Annotated in this window: 14 protein-coding genes; 7 read left to right on the forward strand and 7 right to left on the reverse strand. The window is 73.8% G+C overall.

What is annotated here, in order from left to right:
• Positions 1-46: 46 nt before the first annotated feature.
• The 4 genes from H4F90_RS03140 (at position 47) to H4F90_RS03155 (ending at position 6,149) form a co-directional block, all read left to right on the forward strand.
• Positions 47-3,244 carry an efflux RND transporter permease subunit gene (locus H4F90_RS03140; RefSeq protein ID WP_182661383.1) on the forward strand — a complete coding sequence of 1,066 codons (3,198 nt, stop codon included), beginning with the start codon at positions 47-49 and terminating at the stop codon, positions 3,242-3,244.
• The gene (locus H4F90_RS03145; RefSeq protein ID WP_182661385.1) at positions 3,241-4,443 is read left to right on the forward strand and encodes an efflux RND transporter periplasmic adaptor subunit; all 1,203 of its coding nucleotides are present in this window, start codon (positions 3,241-3,243) and stop codon (positions 4,441-4,443) included. Before H4F90_RS03140 ends, H4F90_RS03145 begins: the two co-directional genes overlap by 4 nt.
• A complete protein-coding gene (locus H4F90_RS03150) occupies positions 4,440-5,396 on the forward strand; it encodes a GGDEF domain-containing protein (protein ID WP_182661387.1) in 957 nt (318 codons plus the stop codon). Before H4F90_RS03145 ends, H4F90_RS03150 begins: the two co-directional genes overlap by 4 nt.
• 180 nt (positions 5,397-5,576) lie before the next feature.
• A complete protein-coding gene (locus H4F90_RS03155) occupies positions 5,577-6,149 on the forward strand; it encodes a lipoprotein (protein ID WP_182661389.1) in 573 nt (190 codons plus the stop codon).
• Positions 6,150-6,252: 103 nt separating this feature from the next.
• Here the strand turns inward: H4F90_RS03155 and H4F90_RS03160 are convergent, their stop codons facing one another.
• The 3 genes from H4F90_RS03160 to H4F90_RS03170 all read right to left on the reverse strand — a co-directional run bounded on the left by H4F90_RS03160 (position 6,253) and on the right by H4F90_RS03170 (position 9,537).
• Positions 6,253-6,885: a cache domain-containing protein gene (locus H4F90_RS03160; protein WP_182661391.1), complete on the reverse strand. Its 633-nt coding sequence runs from the start codon at positions 6,883-6,885 to the stop codon at positions 6,253-6,255.
• 174 nt (positions 6,886-7,059) lie between these two features.
• Complete coding sequence (locus H4F90_RS03165; RefSeq protein ID WP_407926169.1) at positions 7,060-7,956, reverse strand: aspartyl/asparaginyl beta-hydroxylase domain-containing protein; 897 nt, start codon at positions 7,954-7,956, stop codon at positions 7,060-7,062.
• 84 nt (positions 7,957-8,040) lie between these two features.
• The gene (locus H4F90_RS03170) at positions 8,041-9,537 is read right to left on the reverse strand and encodes an NAD-dependent succinate-semialdehyde dehydrogenase (RefSeq protein WP_182661395.1); all 1,497 of its coding nucleotides are present in this window, start codon (positions 9,535-9,537) and stop codon (positions 8,041-8,043) included.
• Between the two features lie 105 nt (positions 9,538-9,642).
• Between H4F90_RS03170 and alaS the strand changes: the two genes are divergently transcribed.
• The 3 genes from alaS (at position 9,643) to H4F90_RS03185 (ending at position 14,356) form a co-directional block, all read left to right on the forward strand.
• On the forward strand, positions 9,643-12,483 hold the full coding sequence (gene alaS, locus H4F90_RS03175) for an alanine--tRNA ligase (RefSeq protein ID WP_182661398.1): 2,841 nt from the start codon (positions 9,643-9,645) through the stop codon (positions 12,481-12,483).
• A gap of 81 nt (positions 12,484-12,564) precedes the next feature.
• Positions 12,565-12,903, forward strand: a complete 339-nt coding sequence (locus H4F90_RS03180) for an HNH endonuclease signature motif containing protein (protein WP_182661400.1) — start codon at positions 12,565-12,567, stop codon at positions 12,901-12,903.
• A gap of 103 nt (positions 12,904-13,006) precedes the next feature.
• Complete coding sequence (locus tag H4F90_RS03185) at positions 13,007-14,356, forward strand: COG3904 family protein (RefSeq protein ID WP_182661402.1); 1,350 nt, start codon at positions 13,007-13,009, stop codon at positions 14,354-14,356.
• Positions 14,357-14,371: 15 nt separating this feature from the next.
• Here H4F90_RS03185 and mltB read toward each other — a convergent pair whose 3' ends face one another.
• From mltB to H4F90_RS03205, 4 genes are read right to left on the reverse strand one after another with little or no spacing between them, the layout of a single operon-like run.
• The gene (gene mltB, locus H4F90_RS03190) at positions 14,372-15,604 is read right to left on the reverse strand and encodes a lytic murein transglycosylase B (protein WP_182661404.1); all 1,233 of its coding nucleotides are present in this window, start codon (positions 15,602-15,604) and stop codon (positions 14,372-14,374) included.
• Positions 15,605-15,651: 47 nt separating this feature from the next.
• Positions 15,652-17,649, reverse strand: coding sequence for a transglutaminase family protein (locus tag H4F90_RS03195; RefSeq protein ID WP_182661406.1), 1,998 nt, complete (start codon positions 17,647-17,649; stop codon positions 15,652-15,654).
• Positions 17,643-18,596, reverse strand: coding sequence for a DUF58 domain-containing protein (locus H4F90_RS03200; protein WP_182661408.1), 954 nt, complete (start codon positions 18,594-18,596; stop codon positions 17,643-17,645). Before H4F90_RS03200 ends, H4F90_RS03195 begins: the two co-directional genes overlap by 7 nt.
• Positions 18,593-19,513 (reverse strand): AAA family ATPase, encoded by a 921-nt coding sequence (locus H4F90_RS03205; protein WP_182661410.1) that lies wholly within the window; start codon positions 19,511-19,513, stop codon positions 18,593-18,595. The genes H4F90_RS03200 and H4F90_RS03205 overlap by 4 nt, the downstream gene beginning before the upstream one ends.
• Positions 19,514-19,537 lie beyond the last annotated feature (24 nt).

A 19,537-nucleotide genomic window follows, 5' to 3' on the forward strand; every position in this document is an offset into this window, starting at 1 on the left:
TCCCGCCGGGCGCTGGCTGTTTCCCGACCGAGGTTCCGCCCGCCCCATGTGGATCGTCCGCTACGCCCTCGACCGGGCCTACACCATCGCCGTGATGGCGCTGCTGATCGTGCTGGCCGGGGTGCTGTCGGCGCGCAAGATGTCGACCGACATCCTTCCCTCGGTGGACATTCCCTCGGTCAACCTGATCTGGACCTATCCCGGCCTCAGCGCGGCCGAGATGGCGGGCAAGCTGACGTCCTTCTCCGAGATCGCCATCCTCAACAACGTCGATGACGTGCTGGAGGCCCGCTCGGAGACGACCGACGGCGTCGCGATCGTCAAGATCGACTTCCAGCCGCAGGCGGACATCGCGATCGCGCTGTCGCAGGTCACCTCGGTCTCGCAGACCATCCTGCGGCGCATGCCGCCCGGCACCACCCCGCCGCTGATCGTGCGGGCCTCGCAGTCCAGCCAGCCGATCGTGAACCTGGTGCTGGGCTCGGCCACCCTCGACGACGCGGCGCTCTACGACTACGCGCGCCTCGCGCTGCGTTCGCAGATCCAGAACATCCCCGGCGTGCGGATGACGCTGCCCTACGGCGGCGCGGCCCGGCAGGTGATGCTGGACCTGGACCCGGCCGCCCTGCAGCGCCATGGCCTGACGGCCGCCGATGTCGGGGCCGCCCTGGCCGCACAGAACCTGACCCTGCCGGCCGGTGCGCTGCGCGAGGGCGAGCGCGAGCTCAAGATCAGCCTGAATGCCAGCCCCGAGCGGGCCGGCGATTTCGCCGAGCTGCCGATAAAGCGCATCGGCGAACGGCTGATCCGGCTGGGCGAGGTGGCCGGCGTGCGCGATGGCCCGGCCGTGCAGACCAACCTCGCGCGCCTCAACGGCGACAACGCGGTGATGGTCTCCATCCTCAAGCTCGGCAATGCCTCGACGGTGGACATCGTCCGGCAGATCCGCGAGCGCCTGCCCGAGATCCGCGCCGCCGCGCCACCGGGCATGACGATCGAGCCGGTCTTCGACCAGAGCGTCTTCGTGCAGGCCGCCGTCGACACCGTGGCCTTCGAGGGCGTGCTGGTCGGCAGCCTGGTCGCGGCGGTGGTGCTGGTCTTCATCGGCAGCCTGCGCTCGACGGCCATCGTGCTGACCTCGATCCCGCTGGCCCTGCTGGCCTCGGTGGCTGGCCTGGCCGCCACGGGGCAGACCTTCAACCTGATGACCCTGGGCGGCCTGGCCCTGGCCATCGGCATCCTGGTCGACAACGCGCTGGTCGAGATCGAGAACACCAACCGCCACATCGCGCTGGGCGAGACGGTGCGCGAGGCCGTGCTCAAGAGCGCGAGGGAAGTCGTCTTCCCCGAGTTCGTCAGCACCCTCTGCATCTGCATCGTCTTCCTGCCCATCTTCCTGCTGACCGGCGTGCCGGCCTATGTCTTCAAGCCCATGGCGCTGGCGGTGGTCTTCGCGATGGCCGCGTCCTTCCTGCTTTCGCGCACCCTGGTGCCGATGCTGGCCCATGTGCTGCTGCCCGGCGAGCTGGCGCGGCGCCAGCGCAAGGGCCTGAACCTCAGCGAGAAGCTGCAGCACCGGGTCGAGCACGGCCTGGACGCGCTGCGCGACCGCTATGTGGCCCGCCTGTCCGGCGCCATGCAGCGCCTGGGGCCCGGGCTGCTGGCGGTCATCCTGGGCGTGGCGACCCTGCTGGCCCTGGGCGGCTACGCGGCCAGCCAGCTTCAGCGCGAGTTCTTCCCGCGCACCGATGCCGGCCTGATCCGCGTCTACCTGCGCGCCCCCACCGGCCTGCGGCTGGAGGAGACGGCCCGGCTCTTCGCCGACGTGCAGCGCGCGATCCGCGCCGAGCTGCCGCCGGGCGAGCTGGACAGCGTCGTCGAGGTGATCGGCGCGCCCGATGCGATCAACCAGGCCTGGGTCGATTCCACCGTGGTCGGCAGCTTCGATGGCGAGCTCTACCTGCAACTCAAGCCCGGTCCGCGCACGCCGGTCGTCGAGACCGAGGCCCGCCTGCGCCGCCTGCTGGCCGAGCGCTTCCCGCAGCTGCTCGTGCTGATGCGGCCAGCCGACACCACCGGCCTGACGCTGGCCGGCGCCTCGCCCAGCGCCCTGGACCTGCGCATCGTCGGCCGCGACGGGCCCGGCAATCGCGCCGTCGCCCGCCAGCTTGCCGAGGGCCTGAGGGGCCTGGACGGCGTCGAGGACGTGGCCCTGCGCCAGGTGCCCGACCTGCCGCAGATCCACCTGGAGATCGACCGCGCCCGGGCCCTGCAATACGGCATCACCCAGCAGCAGGTGGCCAATGCGGTGCTGGCCGCGCTGGGCAGCGGCAACACGGTGGCACCGCAGTTCTGGTCGGATACAGCCACCGGCACCTCCTACCCGGTGCAGCTCATCATCCCGCCCCTGGCCATCGAGTCGGTCGAGACCCTGCTCAACACCCCGGTGCGCCTGGCCGAGAACGGCGAGCCCATCCTGCTGCGCGCCGTGGCCACGGCCACGCCGCGCACCGTGCCCGCCAATGTCAGCCGCGTGACCCTGGCGCCGGCGCTGAACGTGCTCGGCAATGTCAGCACCCGCGACCTGGGCGGCGTGGCCGAGGCCCTGGCGCCGCAGCTGTCCGAAGCCCAGGCCAAGCTCAAGCCCGGCAACCGCATCGAGATGCGTGGCCAGGTGCAGCTCATGCAGCAGGCCTACCGCGACCTCGCCGGCGGCCTGGCGCTGGCGGTGCTGCTGGTCTTCCTGGTCCAGGCGGCCAACTTCCAGTCCTGGCTGCTGCCGCTCAATGCCATGGCGGCGCTGCCGGTGGCGCTGGCCGGGGCGGCGGCCGGCCTGTGGCTCACCGGCACGCCGCTCTCGGTGCCTGCACTGATGGGCATGATCATGGTGATCGGCGTGTCCACCGCCAACAGCGTGCTGATCACCAGCTTCGCCCGCGACCGGCTGGACGCCGGCGACACGCCGCGCGATGCCGCCCTGGCCGCTGCCGGGGCCCGCCTGCGGCCGGTGCTGATGACGGCGCTGGCCATGATCGTCGGCGTGCTGCCCATGGCCCTGGGCCATGGCGAAGGCGGTGAACAGAATGCGCCGCTCGGCCGCGCCGTGGTCGGGGGCCTGGTCTTCGGCACCTTCGGCAGCCTGGTGCTGGTGCCGCTGCTCTTCAGCCGCTGCGCCTTGCCGCGCTGGCGTGCCCTGCAGCGCCGTGGCCTGCCGCCGACCGTGGAGCCGCCGCCTGCGCCATGAGCTTTTTCATCCGCCCCCTTGTTCCGGCCTCGCCCCCCATGCCCGACGCCCCGCCTTGCCGCCCGCCGCGGTCTGCCGCCGCCCGATCCCGCCGCGCCCTGCTGCAGCCGGCGCTGCTGCTGGTCGCGGGCCTGTTCGGCGGCCCGCCGGCGCTTCAGGCCCAGGGCGCGTCTGCGCCGGCCGCGGCCGCCTCGGCGCCCGTGCCCGAGGTGCGAACCGCCCGGGCCAAGCCAGTGGCCGCCGGCGCGCCGCTGCGCCTGCCCGCGCGCACCGAGCCCATCGAGGAAGCCCGGCTCTATGCCCGCAGCAGCGGCACCCTGGTCGAACGCCGCGTCGACCTGGGCGACCGCGTGGCCGCCGGTGCGCTGCTGGCCCGCATCGCCGCGCCGGAGGTCGACCAGGCCCTGGCCAGCGCCCGGGCCGGCCTCGGCCAGGCCCAGGCGCGCGAGCGTCTGGCCCAGCTCAATCTGGACCGCAGCCGGCCGCTGGTCGAGCAGAACTTCCTCTCCGCCGTGCGGCTCGACGAGCTGAATGCCGCGCTGGAAGTGGCCCGCGCCGACACGGCCGCCGCCCAGGCCGAGGTGCGTCGGCTGGAGGCCGTGCAGGGCTTCCAGCAGGTCCGCGCGCCCTTCGCCGGCACCATCGTCGAGCGCGCGGTCGAGCGCGGCGACCGCGTCAGCGCCGACGGCGCGAACAGCAGCCCGGCCCTGTTCCGCCTGGCCCGGCTGGACGCGCTGCGCGTCGTCGTCGAGGTACCGCAGGCCGCAGCGGCCACCTTGCAGCCCGGTCGTCCTGCGGAGCTGCGCTTCGCCGAGTTTCCGGGCGAGGTCTTCAAGGCGCGGGTCGAGCGCCTGGCCGGCCGCATCGACCCCGCCAGTGGTGCCATGCGCGTCGAGCTGAAGCTGCCCAACCCCGGCCAGCGCCTGCCGGCCGGCCTGCGCGGCGAACTGGACCTGGCTGCCGACGCCGCCCAGCCCGGCGTGACCGTACCCGGCAACGCCGTGCTGCTGCGGGGGGGGCAGCCGCATGTCGCCACGGTCGACGGGGACAGCCGGCTGCGCTTCGTGCCGGTCCAGGTCGAGCGCACCGCCGGTCGGGAGGTGCTGCTGCGCCGTGGCCTGGCCCCGGGCCAGACCGTGGTGATCAATGTCAACGCCCTGTTGCAGGACGGCAGCCGCGTGAAGGTGGCTGCGCCATGAGTGCCGCCAGCTTCGGATGGATCGGCGCCGGCCACCCCGCGGCCTCCGGGCCGGTGGAGGCCGGCTGGCCGCGCGACGCGGGGGCCGCCGCCCAGCTGTGGCCGCGTCTGCTCGGCCGCGCACCCGCCGGCCTGCTGCTGCAGCCGCCGGATGAGGCCGCGCTGCAGGCCTGGGCCGACTGGGCCACGCCGGCCCTGGCCGCCGTCTGTGCGGCGCGGCCCACCGTGCTGCTCGATCCGACGGGCCCGGCCCCCGGTGGCGGCCGGGCCACGGACCTGGCCCGCGACGAGGCCCTGGCCGCCCTGGGCCTGCAGGCCGTGCTGCCGGGTGGCCTGCCGCCGGCCGCGCTGGCCGCCAGCCTGGGCTTTGCCATCGTCCGCCACCGCCTCGACCGGCCGCTGCGCCAGCTCGCGCCGCTGGATGCCGCCACCGGCCTGCCCAGCCGCGCCCAGCTGGTGCCGCAGATCCAGCAGATGCTGGCCCTGCGCGAGCGCGAGCCCGCGCCCATGGCCCTGCTGCTCATCGAGCTGCCCGAGCTGGCCGAGCTTCGCGAACGCCTGGGGGAGGGCGCCTCGGCCCTGCTGCGCCGCAAGCTGGCCGTGCGCATGCGCGCGAACCTGCGGGGCAGCGATGTGGTGGCCGTCGACGGGCCGACGCGCCTGGCCGTCTGGCTGGCCCGGCTGGACCAGCCGGCCAGCGCCGGCACCGTCGCGGACAAACTGATCCAGGCCCTGGCCCGGCCCCTCCAGCTCGGCGAGGCCGAGGGCCTGCGCGTGCACCCGCGCATCGGCCTGGTCGTCAGCGGGCCCGGCATGCTCGATGCCGAGCACCTGTGGCAGCGCGCGCTGGCCGCGCTGGACGGCGCCGCGCCGCTGGGCAGCAAGGTCTTCTTCGTCCCCGCCGAGGGCCGCGCCGACGCCGCGGCCAACGACCCTGCCGACCCGGCCGGCTGAGATCGGCCCGGGTTTCGAGGACCGGGTCGGCGGGGTCGCTTCCCGACCCGGCCGTCGCAGATGCATCCGGATGTTGCCGGCGTCCGCGCCTGGGCCTTCGACCCCTACATTCGCGGCCGGTGCCGGTCCGCGAGGGGCGGGGCACCGGGTCTCACGACGAACATGCAAGGGAGTTGCACGATGAAGCGATCGCTGATGGGCCTCGGCCTGGTCCTGCTGCTGGCGGGTTGCGCGAACCTGGGCCGCGAAGGCGGCAGCGCGGCCGCGCCGCCGGTCGGCATCGACGGCCAGGCCTGTGCCGGCCGGGCGCCGCAGGCCGTGCCGGGCCTCAGCCCTTCGAGCCAGCCGGTGCTGCAGCGCCAGGTGCAGTTACCGAGCGGCAAAGGCGGCGTCTGCGACGCGCAGGTCTTCTCGGTCAGCGAGCAGCCCATCAAGCTCTACCGCGTCTTCGATGCGTCCAAGCCCTACACCAAGTTCGGCGGCTGGTGGTCGCTGGAGCGGCCCAGCGGCAGCCGCGACAGCTACCGCGCCGCCAATGCGATCTGCCCCGAGTGGAGCCCGCTGGACCGGCTGGCCGTCTGCGAAGTCCATCCCGGCACCCAGCTCGTGATCGGCAGCACCCAGAGCGCAGGCTGCGCCGACGGCTCCACCTTCCCCAAGACGGCGGCCCAGCAGGTCTTCGTGCCCAACAACGGCCGCATCGGCATCGTCCACGTCGGCGCCTGCAGCGAAGAAGCGATCTGGGCGCCCTGAGACGCGGGCTATGTGCCGGCGCTGTGGCGGTCGGCCATGAAAAAGGCCGCCCGAAGGCGGCCTTGCGGTGCCGGCTCGCGGCGGCTTCAGGCCGCCGCGGGGCTCAGACGCCCCACCAGCTCACCGGATGGGCGCGCAGCGCGCTGGCCTGGCCGGCCGGCAGCGCGGCGGTCTGGCCCAGGGCCGGGTGCAGCTTGCGCTCGGCCAGCGGGGTGGACTGGTAGCTGCCCACGGCGATCAGGGTGTCGCCGACCCGCAGCACCTGGCTGCGCTTGGTCTCGACCCGCCAGGTCTGCGGGTTGCGCCAGCGGTAGCTGACCTGGCTGATCGCGTTCTGGGGCAGGTGCAGGAAGGCCTCGCCCACCGCGGCGCCGCGGGCGTCGCGCAGGGCGGCCACATCGCCGCCGGTCAGGCCCGGGAAGCCGCCGTTGGCCAGCATGCGGCCGCTGCGCGCGTCGATGGCGAACACATAGAGGTCGGCCTGCTGGAAGGGGGCGAGCCCGTCGTTGAAGGCGGTCAGCGCCCGGGCCGGGTCGGCACGGTAGGCCTCGGCCGCGGCGGCCAGCAGGTGGAGGGCCGAGGCGGTGTCGGCGCGGCCGGCCTCGCCGAGGACGATGGGGGCCGCGGGCAGGATGCCGTCGATCGGCGACGCGGCGAAGGCCGGAAGCAGCGCGCCCAGGGTGAGGGCGGCGGCGGCCGCGGTGCGGCGCAGGGTGAGCGTGGCGGTGCGGGTCATGGCAGGGCTCCGAGGGTTTGGGGAAGCTTGGAGGCCGACGGGAGGTCGCGGCCCATGTCGCTAATCTAGGGTTAACCCCCAGTCACCACAAGACGCATCTTCTGAAGCCTGAGGTCAGGGAATCTGACCTCTTCGGCGAGCCGCAAGCGTGGAAACCCTTGGTCCAGGCCGGGCTCAGGCGAACAGCAGCCAGAGCAGGCCAGCGATGAGCAGCCACTTGCCGGTGTAGTAGCTGCCGCGGCTGCGCACCTTCAGGGCCTTGGCCTTGAGCCGCAGGCGGTAGATCGCCCCGAAGACCCGGTTCAGCCCACCCAGCGAGGCGTCGCCGCCCTCGTTCTGCGAGGCCGCCGCGGCCATGACCGTGCCGGCGAACCAGCGGTTGAAGGCCCGCACTGGGCCGAAGTGCAGTGGCCGCTCGACATCGCAGAACAGCACGATGCGTGGCTGCTGCGTGGTGTTGGCTGCGTGGTGGATGAAGGTCTCGTCGAACATCATCGCTTCGCCGTCGCGCCAGTGGCGGCGTTCGCCATCGACTTCGATGAAGCAGCCCGGGTCGTTGGGCGTGCACAGGCCCAGGTGGTAGCGCAGCGAGCCGGCGTAGGGGTCGCGGTGCCGGACCAGGGTGGCCCCCGGCGGCAGCGAGGCGAACATCGCCGCCTTCAGTCCGGGAATCTGCCGGAGCAGGGCCACGGTCTGCGGGCAGGCGCGGGCAGCGCTGTCGAGCTTCCTGCCGTACCAGAGCAGGTGGAAGCGCGTCCAGCCGGTGCGGAAGAAGCTGTTGAAGCCGACGTCGGTGTAGCCCTCGGAGGCGCGGATCCGGCCGGCCCCGTCCAGGGCCAGGGCCTCGTCGCGGATGCGCTGCCAGTTCGCCTGCAGAGGCTGCAGCTGCGGGAAATCGGCGGGATCCAGGAAGGGCTGGGCTGGCACGCGCGAGAACAGGTACATCAGCGCATTGACCGGGGCCAGGACGATGGTGAAGTCCAGCGCCCGCTTCAGCGGGAAGCGGACCCGCCCACGGAGGTGGATGTAGAGCGCCGATGCCAGGAAGCTCAGCAGGATGGCGTGTCGCAGGGCCATGGTCGATCGGGTCGGGCAGGCCGCCGCGCGGTCCAGGCACGGCGGGCGGGGGAGGGGGGGTGATGTGGGCCTGACAGCTCAGCCGTCCAGGCCACCGAGGCAGACGTATTTCATCTCCAGGTACTCGTCCAGGCCATGGTGCGAGCCCTCGCGGCCCAGGCCGGACTGCTTGACGCCGCCGAAGGGCGCCTCGGCCGTCGAGATGATCCCGGTGTTCACGCCGACGATGCCGCTCTCCAGGCCCTCGCTCACCCGCATCACGCGGCCGATGTCCCGCGTGTAGACATAGGCGGCCAGGCCGAACTCGCTGGCGTTGGCGGCGGCCAGGGCCTCGGCCTCGGTGTGGAAGCGCAGCACGGGGGCGACCGGGCCGAAGGTTTCTTCCCGCGTGCAGCGCATGGCCGGCGTCACGTCGGCCAGCACGGTGGGGGCGTAGAAGTGGCCGCCTGCGTGATCGGCGGGCTGCACGCGCCGGCCGCCGGTCAGCAGGCGGGCGCCGCCGGCCAGGGCGTCGGCCACATGCGACTCGACCTTGGCCAGCGCGGCCGCATCGATCAGCGGGCCCTGCTGCACGCCCTCGCGCGTGCCCGGGCCCACGCGCAGCGCGGCGGCCTTTTCGGCCAGGCGCTGCACGAAGGCCTCGTAGATCCCGTCCTGCACGTAGAAGCGGTTCGCGCAGACGCAGGTCTGGCCGGCGTTGCGGTACTTGGCGGCCAGGGCGCCCTCGACGGCGGCCTCCAGGTCGGCATCGTCGAAGACCAGGAAGGGCGCGTTGCCGCCCAGCTCCAGGGCCAGCTTCTTGACCGTCGGCGCGCATTGCGCGGCCAGGATGCGGCCGACCTCGGTCGAGCCCGTGAAGCTCAGGTGCCGCACCGCCGGGCTGGCGCAGAGCACGCGGCCGAGGGCGATGGAGCCCGGCCCGTCGGCCGTCAGCACATTCAGCACGCCGGGCGGGAAGCCGGCACGCTGCGCCAGCTCGGCCAGGGCCAGGGCGGTCAGCGGGGTCTGCTCCGCCGGCTTGATGATCACCGGGCAGCCGGCGGCCAGGGCCGGCGCGACCTTGCGGGTGATCATGGCGAGCGGGAAGTTCCAGGGCGTGATCGCCGCGCAGACGCCGATGGGCTGCTTGAGCACCAGGATGCGCTTGCTGGGGTCGGTGGCCGGGATGGTCTCGCCGTGCACGCGGCGCGCTTCCTCGGCGAACCACTCGACGAAGCTGGCGCCGTAGCCCACCTCGGCGCGGGCCTCGGCCAGGGGCTTGCCTTGCTCGGCGCTCATCAGCCGGGCCAGGTCCTCGGTGGCGGCGGTGATCAGCAGGAACCAGCGCTGCAGCAGGGCGGCACGGGCCTTGGCCGTCTGGGCGCGCCAGGCGGGCCAGGCGGCCTCGGCCGCCGCGATGGCGGCCTGCGCCTCGGCCTCGCCCAGGGCGGCCACCTCGGCCAGCGTTTCGCCGCTGGCCGGCGCATGCACGGTGAAGCGGCCCGTGCCGGCCTGCCAGGCGCCGGCCAGGAAGGCATTGCAGCGCCAGAGGCCGGCGTCGGCAAGCTGCAAATCGGGCGGGGGCGTGGGGCTCATGGGCGGCGGCGCGGGCAAGGGCGGGGTGTCGATTGTCGCCACCGGCCCAAAACTACAATTCCGCGCTTCGTCGAGACCCTGCCGACCCCAGCCGAAAGCCCCCGGATGAAAGCCGCCGAGATCCGCCAGACCTTCCTGAAGTTCTTCGAGAGCAAGGGCCACCAGATCGTGGCCTCCAGCCCGGTGGTGCCCGGCGACGACCCGACCCTGCTCTTCACCAATGCGGGGATGAACCAGTTCAAGGACGTCTTCCTCGGCTTCGACAAGCGCCCCTACACCCGGGCCACCACGGCGCAGAAGTGCATCCGCGCGGGCGGCAAGCACAACGACCTGGAGAACGTCGGCTACACCGCGCGCCACCACACCTTCTTCGAGATGCTGGGCAACTTCAGCTTCGGGGACTACTTCAAGCGCGACGCCATCGCCTACGCCTGGGAGCTGCTGACCGAGGTCTACAAGCTGCCCAAGGAGCGCCTGACCGTCACCGTCTACGCCGAGGACGACGAGGCCTACGGCATCTGGAAGGACCAGATCGGCGTGCCCGCCGAGCGCATCATCCGCATCGGCGACAACAAGGGCGCCCGCTACGCCAGCGACAACTTCTGGATGATGGGCGACACCGGCCCCTGCGGCCCCTGCACTGAGATCTTCTACGACCACGGCGACCACATCCCCGGCGGCCCCCCGGGCAGCCCGGAGGAAGACGGCGACCGCTTCATCGAGATCTGGAACAACGTCTTCATGCAGTTCAACCGGGACGAGGCCGGGGTCATGCACCCCCTGCCCAAGCCCAGCGTGGACACCGGCATGGGCCTGGAGCGCATCGCCGCCGTGCTGCAGGGCGTGCACGGCAACTACGAGATCGACACCTTCGTCGCCCTGCTGGCCGCGGCCAAGGCGGCGGTCGAGGCCTCGGCCGGGGGCGCCGCGGTGGACGCCGAGAGCCCCAGCCTCAAGGTCATCGCCGACCACATCCGCGCCTGCGCCTTCACCGTGGCCGACGGCGTCATTCCCGGCAACGAGGGCCGCGGCTACGTGCTGCGCCGCATCGCCCGCCGCGCCATCCGCCACGGCTACAAGCTCGGCGCGCGCGCGCCCTTCTTCTTCAAGCTGGTCGCCGCCCTGGTCGGCCAGATGGGCGAGGCCTACCCCGAGCTGGCCCGCGACGAGGCCCGCATCACCCAGGTGCTGAAGCAGGAGGAGGAGCGCTTCTTCCAGACCATTGCGACTGGGATGTTGATCCTTGAAGGAGCCTTGGACCAAGCAATTGCTGAGCGCCATGTTGCTGAGCCCTCCGTCATGTTCTTTTCCTACACACAAGAGCCGTTGCCCGGCGTAGCCGTTGTGTCCTTTATCGACCAACAGCGAAAGATGAGCGACCAAGTCATCGTCTTCGATGACGAACCTAGCCCTGCTCACGTCCAAGCCCTAAATCTGACAGGGAAAAACATTCATCGCGTCAAGCGCGACGCAAATGGTGTGGTCCTTGACGGAGCGACCGCTTTCAAGCTCCACGACACCTACGGCTTCCCGCTGGACCTGACCGCCGACGTCTGCCGCGAGCGCGGCGTGGCGGTGGACACCGCCGGCTTCGAGGCCGCCATGCAGCGCCAGCGCGAGCAGGCCCGCGCCGCCGGCAAGTTCAAGATGGCCCAGGGCCTGGCCTACAGCGGCGCGGCCACCACCTTCCACGGCTACGAGCAGCTGGCGCGCGAAGGCGCCACGGTGACGGCGCTCTACGTCGACGGCAGCCCGGTGCCCGCCGCCGAGGCCGGCAGCGACGTGGTCGTCGTGCTGGACCACACGCCCTTCTATGCCGAGAGCGGCGGCCAGGTCGGCGACACCGGTGAGCTGCGCAACGCCGCCACCCTGGTGCGCGTGGACGACACGCTGAAGATCCAGGCCGAGGTCTTCGGCCACCACGGCCGCGTGGCCGAGGGCACGCTGAAGGTCGGCGACGTGCTGAGCGCCCGGGTCGATGCCGCGCGCCGCGCCCGCACCGTGCGCAACCACAGCGCCACCCACCTGATGCACAAGGCCCTGCGCGAGGTGCTGGGCGCGCATGTGGCGCAGAAGGGCTCGCTGGTGACGCCGGAGCGCACGCGCTTCGATTTCTCGCACACCGCGCCGATGACGGCCGAGCAGATCGCCCGCGTCGAGGCCCTGGTCAATGCCGAGATCCTCGCCAATGCCGCCACCGACGCCCGCGTGATGGCGCTGGAGGACGCGCAGAAGAGCGGCGCGATGATGCTCTTCGGCGAGAAGTACGGCGAGACCGTGCGCGTGCTCAGCATCGGCTCCAGCAAGGAGCTGTGCGGCGGCACCCACGTGGCGCGCACCGGCGACATCGGCGTGTTCAAGATCCTGGCCGAGAGCGGCGTGGCCGCCGGCATCCGCCGCGTCGAGGCCACCACGGGCGAGGGCGCGCTGGCCTACATCGGCGAGACCGAGAAGAACTTGCAACGCGCCGCCGCCCTGCTCAAGGCCGCGCCCGAGGAGCTGGAAGGCCGCATCGCCAGCCTGGTCGATCAGCTGCGTGCGGCCGAGAAGGAGCTGGCCGCCCTCAAGGGCAAGCTGGCCAGCAGCCAGGGCGACGAGCTGATGGCGAAGGCCGTGGACGTGAAGGGCACCAAGGTGCTGGCCGCGGTGCTCGACGGTGCCGACGCCAAGGCCCTGCGCGAGACGATGGACAAGCTCAAGGACAAGCTCAAGACGGCGGCCATCGTGCTGGCGGCGGTCGAGGGCGGCAAGGTGCAGCTCGCGGCCGGCGTCACCGCCGACCGCATCGGCCAGCTCAAGGCCGGCGAGCTGGTGAACTTCGTCGCCCAGCAGGTCGGCGGCAAGGGCGGCGGCAAGCCGGACCTGGCCATGGCCGGCGGCAGCGACCCGGCGGCCCTGCCGGCGGCCCTGGCCGCCGTGGCCGGCTGGGTGGCCGAGCGGGCCTGAGGCAGGCTGGCCGGCGCCGGCATCCCGCCGTGAGCGGCTGCGCCAGCCTCAGGCCCTGAGCCTGCGCCGGGGAGTGCCTGCATGGTCGGCAAGCGCGCCCTGCGCGGCGGCACGCCCTTCGGGCGGCCGCCGGCTCCGCCGCCGGACTGCCCGCTCTGCGCCCGGCCCATCGTGCCCGGACCCAGCGCGGACCTGCACCACCTGATCCCGCGCAGCCAGGGCGGACGCGAGAGCTTCCTCGTCCATCGCGTCTGCCACCGCAAGATCCACGCGACCCTCTCCGAGAAGGACCTGGCCCGGCACTATGCAAGCTGGGCCGCGCTGCAGGCGCATCCCGAGATCGCCGTCTTCATCGCCTGGGTGCGCCGCCAGCCCCCGACCTTCGTGGACGGCAGCCGGCCGCCCCGCCACCGGCGCTGAGCGGTCCGCAGCGCGGCGGGCCGCCCGCTGCGCGGGCCAGGGCGCGGTCGGGCATCCCGCGGGCCGGCCCGGCTTGTGGCAGGCTCGCCCCATGCCGATGACGATGCCTTCCCCGCTCCGCCCGCCGGCCCGCGGCCGCCTGCTCCGCCGCTTCGCATCGGCCCTGGTGGTGCTGCTGCTGGCGGCCTGCGCCGGCGGCACCGCCGGACCCTCGGCGTCCCCCGCGGCCCGCCCCGTGGCCACCCCGCCGGGCAGCGCGTCCAGCCCGCTGCCGGAGGCCCTGCGCCAGCCCATGCGCTTCCGCGTGCACCGCGTCTGCGGCCCCGACGCCCAAGGGCTGGCGGGGGCGGACCAGGCGGCCGACGGCTGCGTGAAGCTGCTGCTCGGCCGCGGCCAGATCGACCGCGAGGTCGTCGCCCGCCTGCGCGATGCCCTGCGCGCCCAGCAGCCCGCGCGCAGCCTGCGTGGCCAGGCCGCAGACCTCGCCGCCCTGCATCTGGACAGCCCGGGCGGCGACTTGCGTGGCGGCCTGGAGCTGGGCCGCGAGATCCGCTGGCTGGGCCTGGCCACCCGCACCGGCGGCGATCTCTGGGTGCAGACCGAGGGCCCGCGCGAGCGCGTGGCCGCGGCCACGCGCTGCCAGTCGTCCTGTGCCTATGCCTTCCTCGGGGGCGTGCGGCGCGACGTGCTGGACGACCGCGCCTACGGCGTGCATCAGTTCCGGCCCGCGCCGCAGGCCGGCGAAGCCGTGGCTGACCCGGTGGCCCAGGCGCAGGCCGCGATCTCGGTGCTGAACCTCTACCTCGACGAGATGGGTGCGGCCCGGCGCCTGCTCGACATCGCCAACCTCACCCCCACCCAGCGCATGACCCTGCTGAGTCGCGCGCAACTGCGCCAGCTCGGCGTGGACACGGCGGGGCAGCGCCTGGCGCAGACCTTGCCGCAGACGCCCTGGACCAGCGGCCGCAGCGAGAAGGGGCGGCCCTATGTGCAGTCACGTGTCCGTGCCGACCCGCGCTGCAACGTCGGCCTGGTTTTCTCGCTCGATCCTGCGGGCCGGCCGGTTCTCGCGCTGTCGCTGGAATTCGCGACGCGGCCCGCCGATCCGCCTCGCGCCGGAGACTTTCCATCGGGTCTGCTCAGCGGGCTTCGGCTGCAGGTGGCCGACAGCGGCGAGCAAATTCCGCTGGGCGAGATCGTGCCGCCAGCGGCCTGGCAGCGCCGCGACCGGCCGGGAGTCAGTGTCAGTTACGCGACCGGCTATGTTCTCAGCCCGACGACCTTGCAGCGCATCGGCATCCTGGCCCGCCAGGATGCCGTGCTGGAAGTGATCGACGGCCTGCCCGAATCCGCCAGCGACTGGCGCTTCACCGCCCGCTTCACGCTCGATGGCCTGGAGCGCAGCCTCCCGGTGCTGGAGGCGGCCAGCGCGCCCGCGCCGGCTTCGCGCTGAGCGGGGCCGCGGCCCTCAGCCGCCGCCGGCCTTGCGCGCCGGCTTGGACGCCGGCCGGCTGGCCGGCTTGCGCGCTGCGGGCGAGGGGGCCCGCCTTGCGGCTTCCACCGCCTGGCCCAGCTCGATCACCGCCATGGCGTAGTAGCTCGACCAGTTGTAGCGGGTGATCGCATAGAAGTTCGCGGTGCCGGCCAGCAGGGTGGCCGGCGCGTCGCCGTTCTCCAGCTTGACCAGGGCCAGCAGGCCGGGGCGCTTCATCGCATCCTCGGGCAGGCGGGCGCCGCGCTCGGCCATCTCGCTGGCCGCGAAGCTCGGCACGATGTCGGGCGCGAGCAGGGTGGAGAGGTCGGCCGCATCGCTGGGCGGCTCGATGTGGAAGTGCGTCGGCAGCCGCGGCTCCCAGCCGAAGGCGTGCAGGTAGGCCGCCACCGAGCCGATCGCGTCGGCCACGCTGCCCTGCAGGTCGATGCGGCCGTCGCCGTCGAAGTCCACCGCCAGCTTGCGCAGCGAGCTGGGCATGAACTGTGGCAGGCCCATCGCGCCGGCGAAGCTGCCGCGCAGGCTGGTCGGATCCAGGCCCTGCTTCAGGCAGAGGTCGATGAATTCGCCGAGCTCGTCGCGGAAGTAGCTGCTGCGGTCGCGCCGGCTGCTGGTCGGGAAATCGAAGGCCAGGGTGGCCAGGGCGTCGAGCACGCGGAAGGTGCCGGTGTCGGCTCCCCAGCCGGTTTCGACGCCGAGGATGCCCATCACGATGGCCGGCGGCACGCCGTAGCGCGCCTCGGCCTGGTCGAGCAGGGCCGCATGCTGGGCCCAGAACTTCACGCCCGACTGGATGCGGATCGGCTCGACGAAGCGGGCGCGGTAGGCCGCCCAGTTCTTCTTCAGGCCACCGGGGGTGGGCAGGATGAGCTGCACGACGCGCGGCTGGTAGCGCGCCTGGGCGACGAGGGCCGCGGCCTGTTCCACCCGGAAGCCGTGGCGGCGCGACAGCGCATCGAGGATGCGGGCCACGTCCTCGCGCTCGGCGTAGCCACCCGGCTCGGCCGGCGGCGGGATGCCAGGGTCGGTGCTGATGAGCGGCGGTCGCGCGGGGCTGCGGCTTTCCAGCGCCTGGGTGGCGGGACCGGGCTTGTCGGCGATCGGCGTGGCCGCCGCGGGGGGCGGCTCGTCGGCGGCCGGGACGGGGGTGGCCGGCAGCAGGCACAGGCTGGCGGCAAGGGCGGGGGAGAGAAGGAGCCGTCGGTGCATGGATCGAGTGTGCCGCATGGTCTGCGCCCGGCTGCCGGGCGGATGTGTCAGTGCGTAGGGGGAGGCAGCCGGCGCAGCGCGGCCTCGGCCTGCCGGGCCAGCGCCCGCAGCACCCGCGGCTGGCCGTGGCCGGGCTCCTCGGGCCGCCAGCGCCAGCGGGCCAGGGCGTCCAGCGCCGCTGCAGCGTCTGCGGCCCGCGCGCCGTGCCGCTCCTTCAGGGCCCGGGCCAGCGCCAGCGGGCTGGCGGGCTGCGGCCCGGGGCCCAGCGCCCGCTGCGCGCACCGGCCCAGGCGGGCCCAGCAGGCCGGCCAGGGGTCGGGTCGGGGCCGCGGGGCAAGGCGCCAGACCAGCCCGCCGAGCAGGCCGAGGAGGGCCAGGCCCAGGCCGGCCCGCACCGGCCATGAGGTGCTGCGCTCGGCCCGCGCGGCGGCACTGCCGGCCTGCAGCACCTGCTCATGCCAGTCTTGCTCGAAGGCCTGCCAGCCGCGCTGCCAGCGTGCGCCGAGTCCGCCCGGCAGCCAGCGCAGCCAGGCGGCGGCTTCGGCCGGCGGCGGCCCGTCCTGCAGCCGGTCCGGGGCCACGGCCTGGGTCGGGTCGATGCGCAGCCAGCCTTCGCCGGCTTGCCAGATCTCGGCCCAGGCATGGGCATGGCGCTGGCGGACGATCCAGACGCCCTCGCCGGCCTCCCAGTCCGCGCCCTGGTAGCCGGTGACGAGCCGGGCCGGCACATCGAAGGCCCGCATCAGCACCACGAAGGCGGCGGCGTAGTGCTCGCAGAAGCCGGCCTTGCGCTCGAACCAGAAGCGGTCGATCGCGTCGCGCGGCTCGCCCATCGGGCCCGGCGCCAGCGTGTAGCGGTAGCCGCCTTCGCGCAGCTGCTGCAGCACGGCGTCGGCCAGGGTGCGGGCCCCGGCCTGTTGCAGGCGCGGATCCCGCCGCATCGCGGCGGCCAGGCCCAGCAGGCGCGGGTTGTGGCCGGGCGGCAGCTCCAGGTAGTCCTGCAGGCCCAGCACCGGCTCGACGGGTCCATGCCGGAACTGCGGCCACAGCCGGGCCTGCAGGCTCAGGCGGCGATGCAGCGGGGCGTCGAGGGACCAGTGCAGGTCGTCCTCGCGCCGGGCTTCGGCCAGCTCGGGGGCCGCGCCGCGCAGGTCCCCGCTGAGCTCGGGCAGCGGCAGCACCGGCAGCCGGGTGGGTTCCACCTGCACGCTGTACTCGATCGGCTGGCCTTCGGGCCGCAGGTTCGCCGGCGGCTGCAACGCGCGCGGAAAGCCCGGGCGCAGCACCGTCCAGCGCTGGCCGTCGAACTGGGCAAGCACCGGGCCGCGGAAGTAGCGGGCCTCGGGCGGCAGGACCTGGCCGGGCGGCAGGCGCAGGCGCATGACCGGCTGCGGGTCGAGCGCAAGCTGGCCGACATCGCCCCAGGCCAGGCTGTCCGACAGGCCGGTGCGTGCCTGGCCGGCCCCGGGCCAGAAGGGCTGGGGCCGCGGCAGCAGCGTGAACAGCAGCAGCATCGGCGGCAGGGCCAGCAGCAGCAGGCTGCCGGCCAGGCCGGCGGCTTCGCGCAGCGGTGGCTTGCCGGCCGGCAGGCTGGCCAGCACCAGGGCCGTCAGCAGGCCCCAGACGGACAGGACCGCGGCCAGCGCCGTGCCCGGTGACTGGCTGCCGAGGAACTGCGCCAGCACCAGGAAGAAGCCGAGGAAGAAGACCACGAGGGCATCGCGCCGCGCCCGGAGCTCCAGCGTCTTCAGCGCGACGAGCACGACCAGCAGGGTGTGGCCGGCCGCCCGGCCGACCAGGCTGCCGTGGCTCCACAGGCTCAGCCCCAGGGCCAGCAGCAGGAGGCCCAGCAGCAGGCCGCGGCCGGGCAGGGCGCTGCCGCGCAGCGCGAGCTGCGCCCGCCAGGCCAGCACGCCCAGCACCAGCACCGTCGTCCAGGCCGGCTGACCGGGCAGGTGCGGCGCGACGGTGAAGCCCAGCACGGCCAGCAGGAACAGGGTGTCGCGCACCTCGCGCGGGCGGCCCGTGCCGCGCGGGCTCAGCACTGCGCCAGCCTTTCCAGCGCGGCCCGCCGCTGCGCCGGACCCTGCCCGGGCGGCAGGGTCTGGCCCGGCAGGCGCAGGCTCCACGCCGGGCCACCGAGGCCGCGGGCCAGCACGGCCTCGGCGAGCCACTGCACGCGGGTCTCGGTGTCCAGACCGGCGGGCAGGGCCTGCCAGTCGATCACCGTGCCCTCGGCCGGGCCGGGGGCGTGCTCGCGCACCCGCGGCAGCTCGTCGCGCGCCAGCGCCGAGGCCGAGGCGCGCCAGGCGATGTGCCGCAGGGGGTCGCCGTCCCGCCAGGGGCGCAGGCTGTCCACGGCCTCCTCGCCCGGACTGCGGCCGAAGCCCCCCCCGCGGCCGCTTGCCGCAGGCGGTCCGGAGAGCCGGGCCGGCCAGACCCAAAGCCGGTGGTCGGTCTGCCAGTCGGCCGACACGGTGAAGAGGCCCAGCGGGAAGCGGGTCTCGATCCGCAGCGGGGGCAGGGCCAGGTGCCCGCGGCGCGCGGTCGGCAGGCGCAGCTCGACGTCGGCGGCGGCCTCGGCCGGAACCTCGGTCCAGACCGGCTCGGTCGCGGCGGCCAGCAGCAGGCCGCCATCCGGGCGCAGGCTCAGGCCCAGGCCATGACGCCGTCCCCCGGTCAGGGTGGGGCGGCCGCCGCCCTCCAGCCGCAGCCGCAGCCGGGCGAGTTCACCGGCATGCACGGGCTCGACCGGCCGCAGCGTCAGCCGCAGACCGTGCAGGGCGAGCACGCCAAGGAGCAGGGCCACGCCGGCCAGCGCGATCAGCAGGTCGGTCAGGGCATGGCCGAGGCTGAGCTGCTCGTTGATCGAGGCCAGGCCCAGGCCGGCCACCGTCAGCGCGAAGACCTGGCCGGCCCGGGTCGGCCGGATGCGCAGGCTGCGCCAGCCGATCTGCAGCGCCGGGCCGGCCCGGTCGGCCGGCGGGCTCACGCCGCGGGCAGGGCGTCGAGCATCGCCCGCAGCTGTTCGCGCGGCCCGCGGCCGGCGGCCGGCAGCGGACGCAGGCGGTGGGCGGCGGTCTGGATCAGGAGCGCATCGAGGTCGTCCGGCGTGACGTAGTCGCGCCCCTCGAACAGCGCGCGGGCGCGCGCGGCGCGCAGCAGGCCCAGGCCGGCGCGCGGGCTCAGGCCTTCGATGAACCAGCGGCCGTCGCGGCTGGCAGCCAGCACGGCCTGCAGGTGGTCGAGCAGCGGCTCGGACACGGCGATGGCCGACACCGCCTGCTGCGCGGCCTGCAGCTCAGCCGGCTGCATGCAGGGCCGTAGGCCGGCCAGTGCGGCGCGCCGGTCCTGCCCGGCCAGCAGGGCCCGCTCGCTGGCGCGGTCCGGGTAGCCGAGCTGGATGCACATCAGGAAGCGGTCGAGCTGGCTTTCCGGCAGGGGGTAGGTGCCCGCCTGGTCCAGCGGGTTCTGCGTGGCGATCACGAAGAAGGGCGCCGGCAGGGGATGGGTCGCGCCGTCCAGGCTGACCTGACCTTCCTCCATCACCTCCAGCAGCGCGCTCTGCGTGCGCGGGCCGGCGCGGTTGATCTCGTCGGCCAGCAGCACCTGGCTGAAGACCGGGCCGGGATGGAAGACGAAGCGGCCGCTGTCCCGCAGGTAGATGCTGGCGCCGAGCAGATCGCCCGGCAGCAGGTCGGCGGTGAACTGCACGCGCTTGAACTGCAGGCCCAGCGACAGGGCCAGGGCCTGCGCCAGGGTGGTCTTGCCGACGCCCGGCAGGTCCTCGATCAGCAGGTGGCCGTCAGCCAGCAGGCAGATGATCGCGTCCTCCACCTGCGGTCGTTTGCCGACGATGATCGTGCTAATCTGATCCGCAACCTGCCGCAGCCTCTGGGTCCATGCCATGCGGCGCACCATAGCTGATTCGCA

Source organism: Aquariibacter albus (genome assembly GCF_014145335.1).
Classification (GTDB): domain Bacteria; phylum Pseudomonadota; class Gammaproteobacteria; order Burkholderiales; family Burkholderiaceae_C; genus Aquariibacter; species Aquariibacter albus.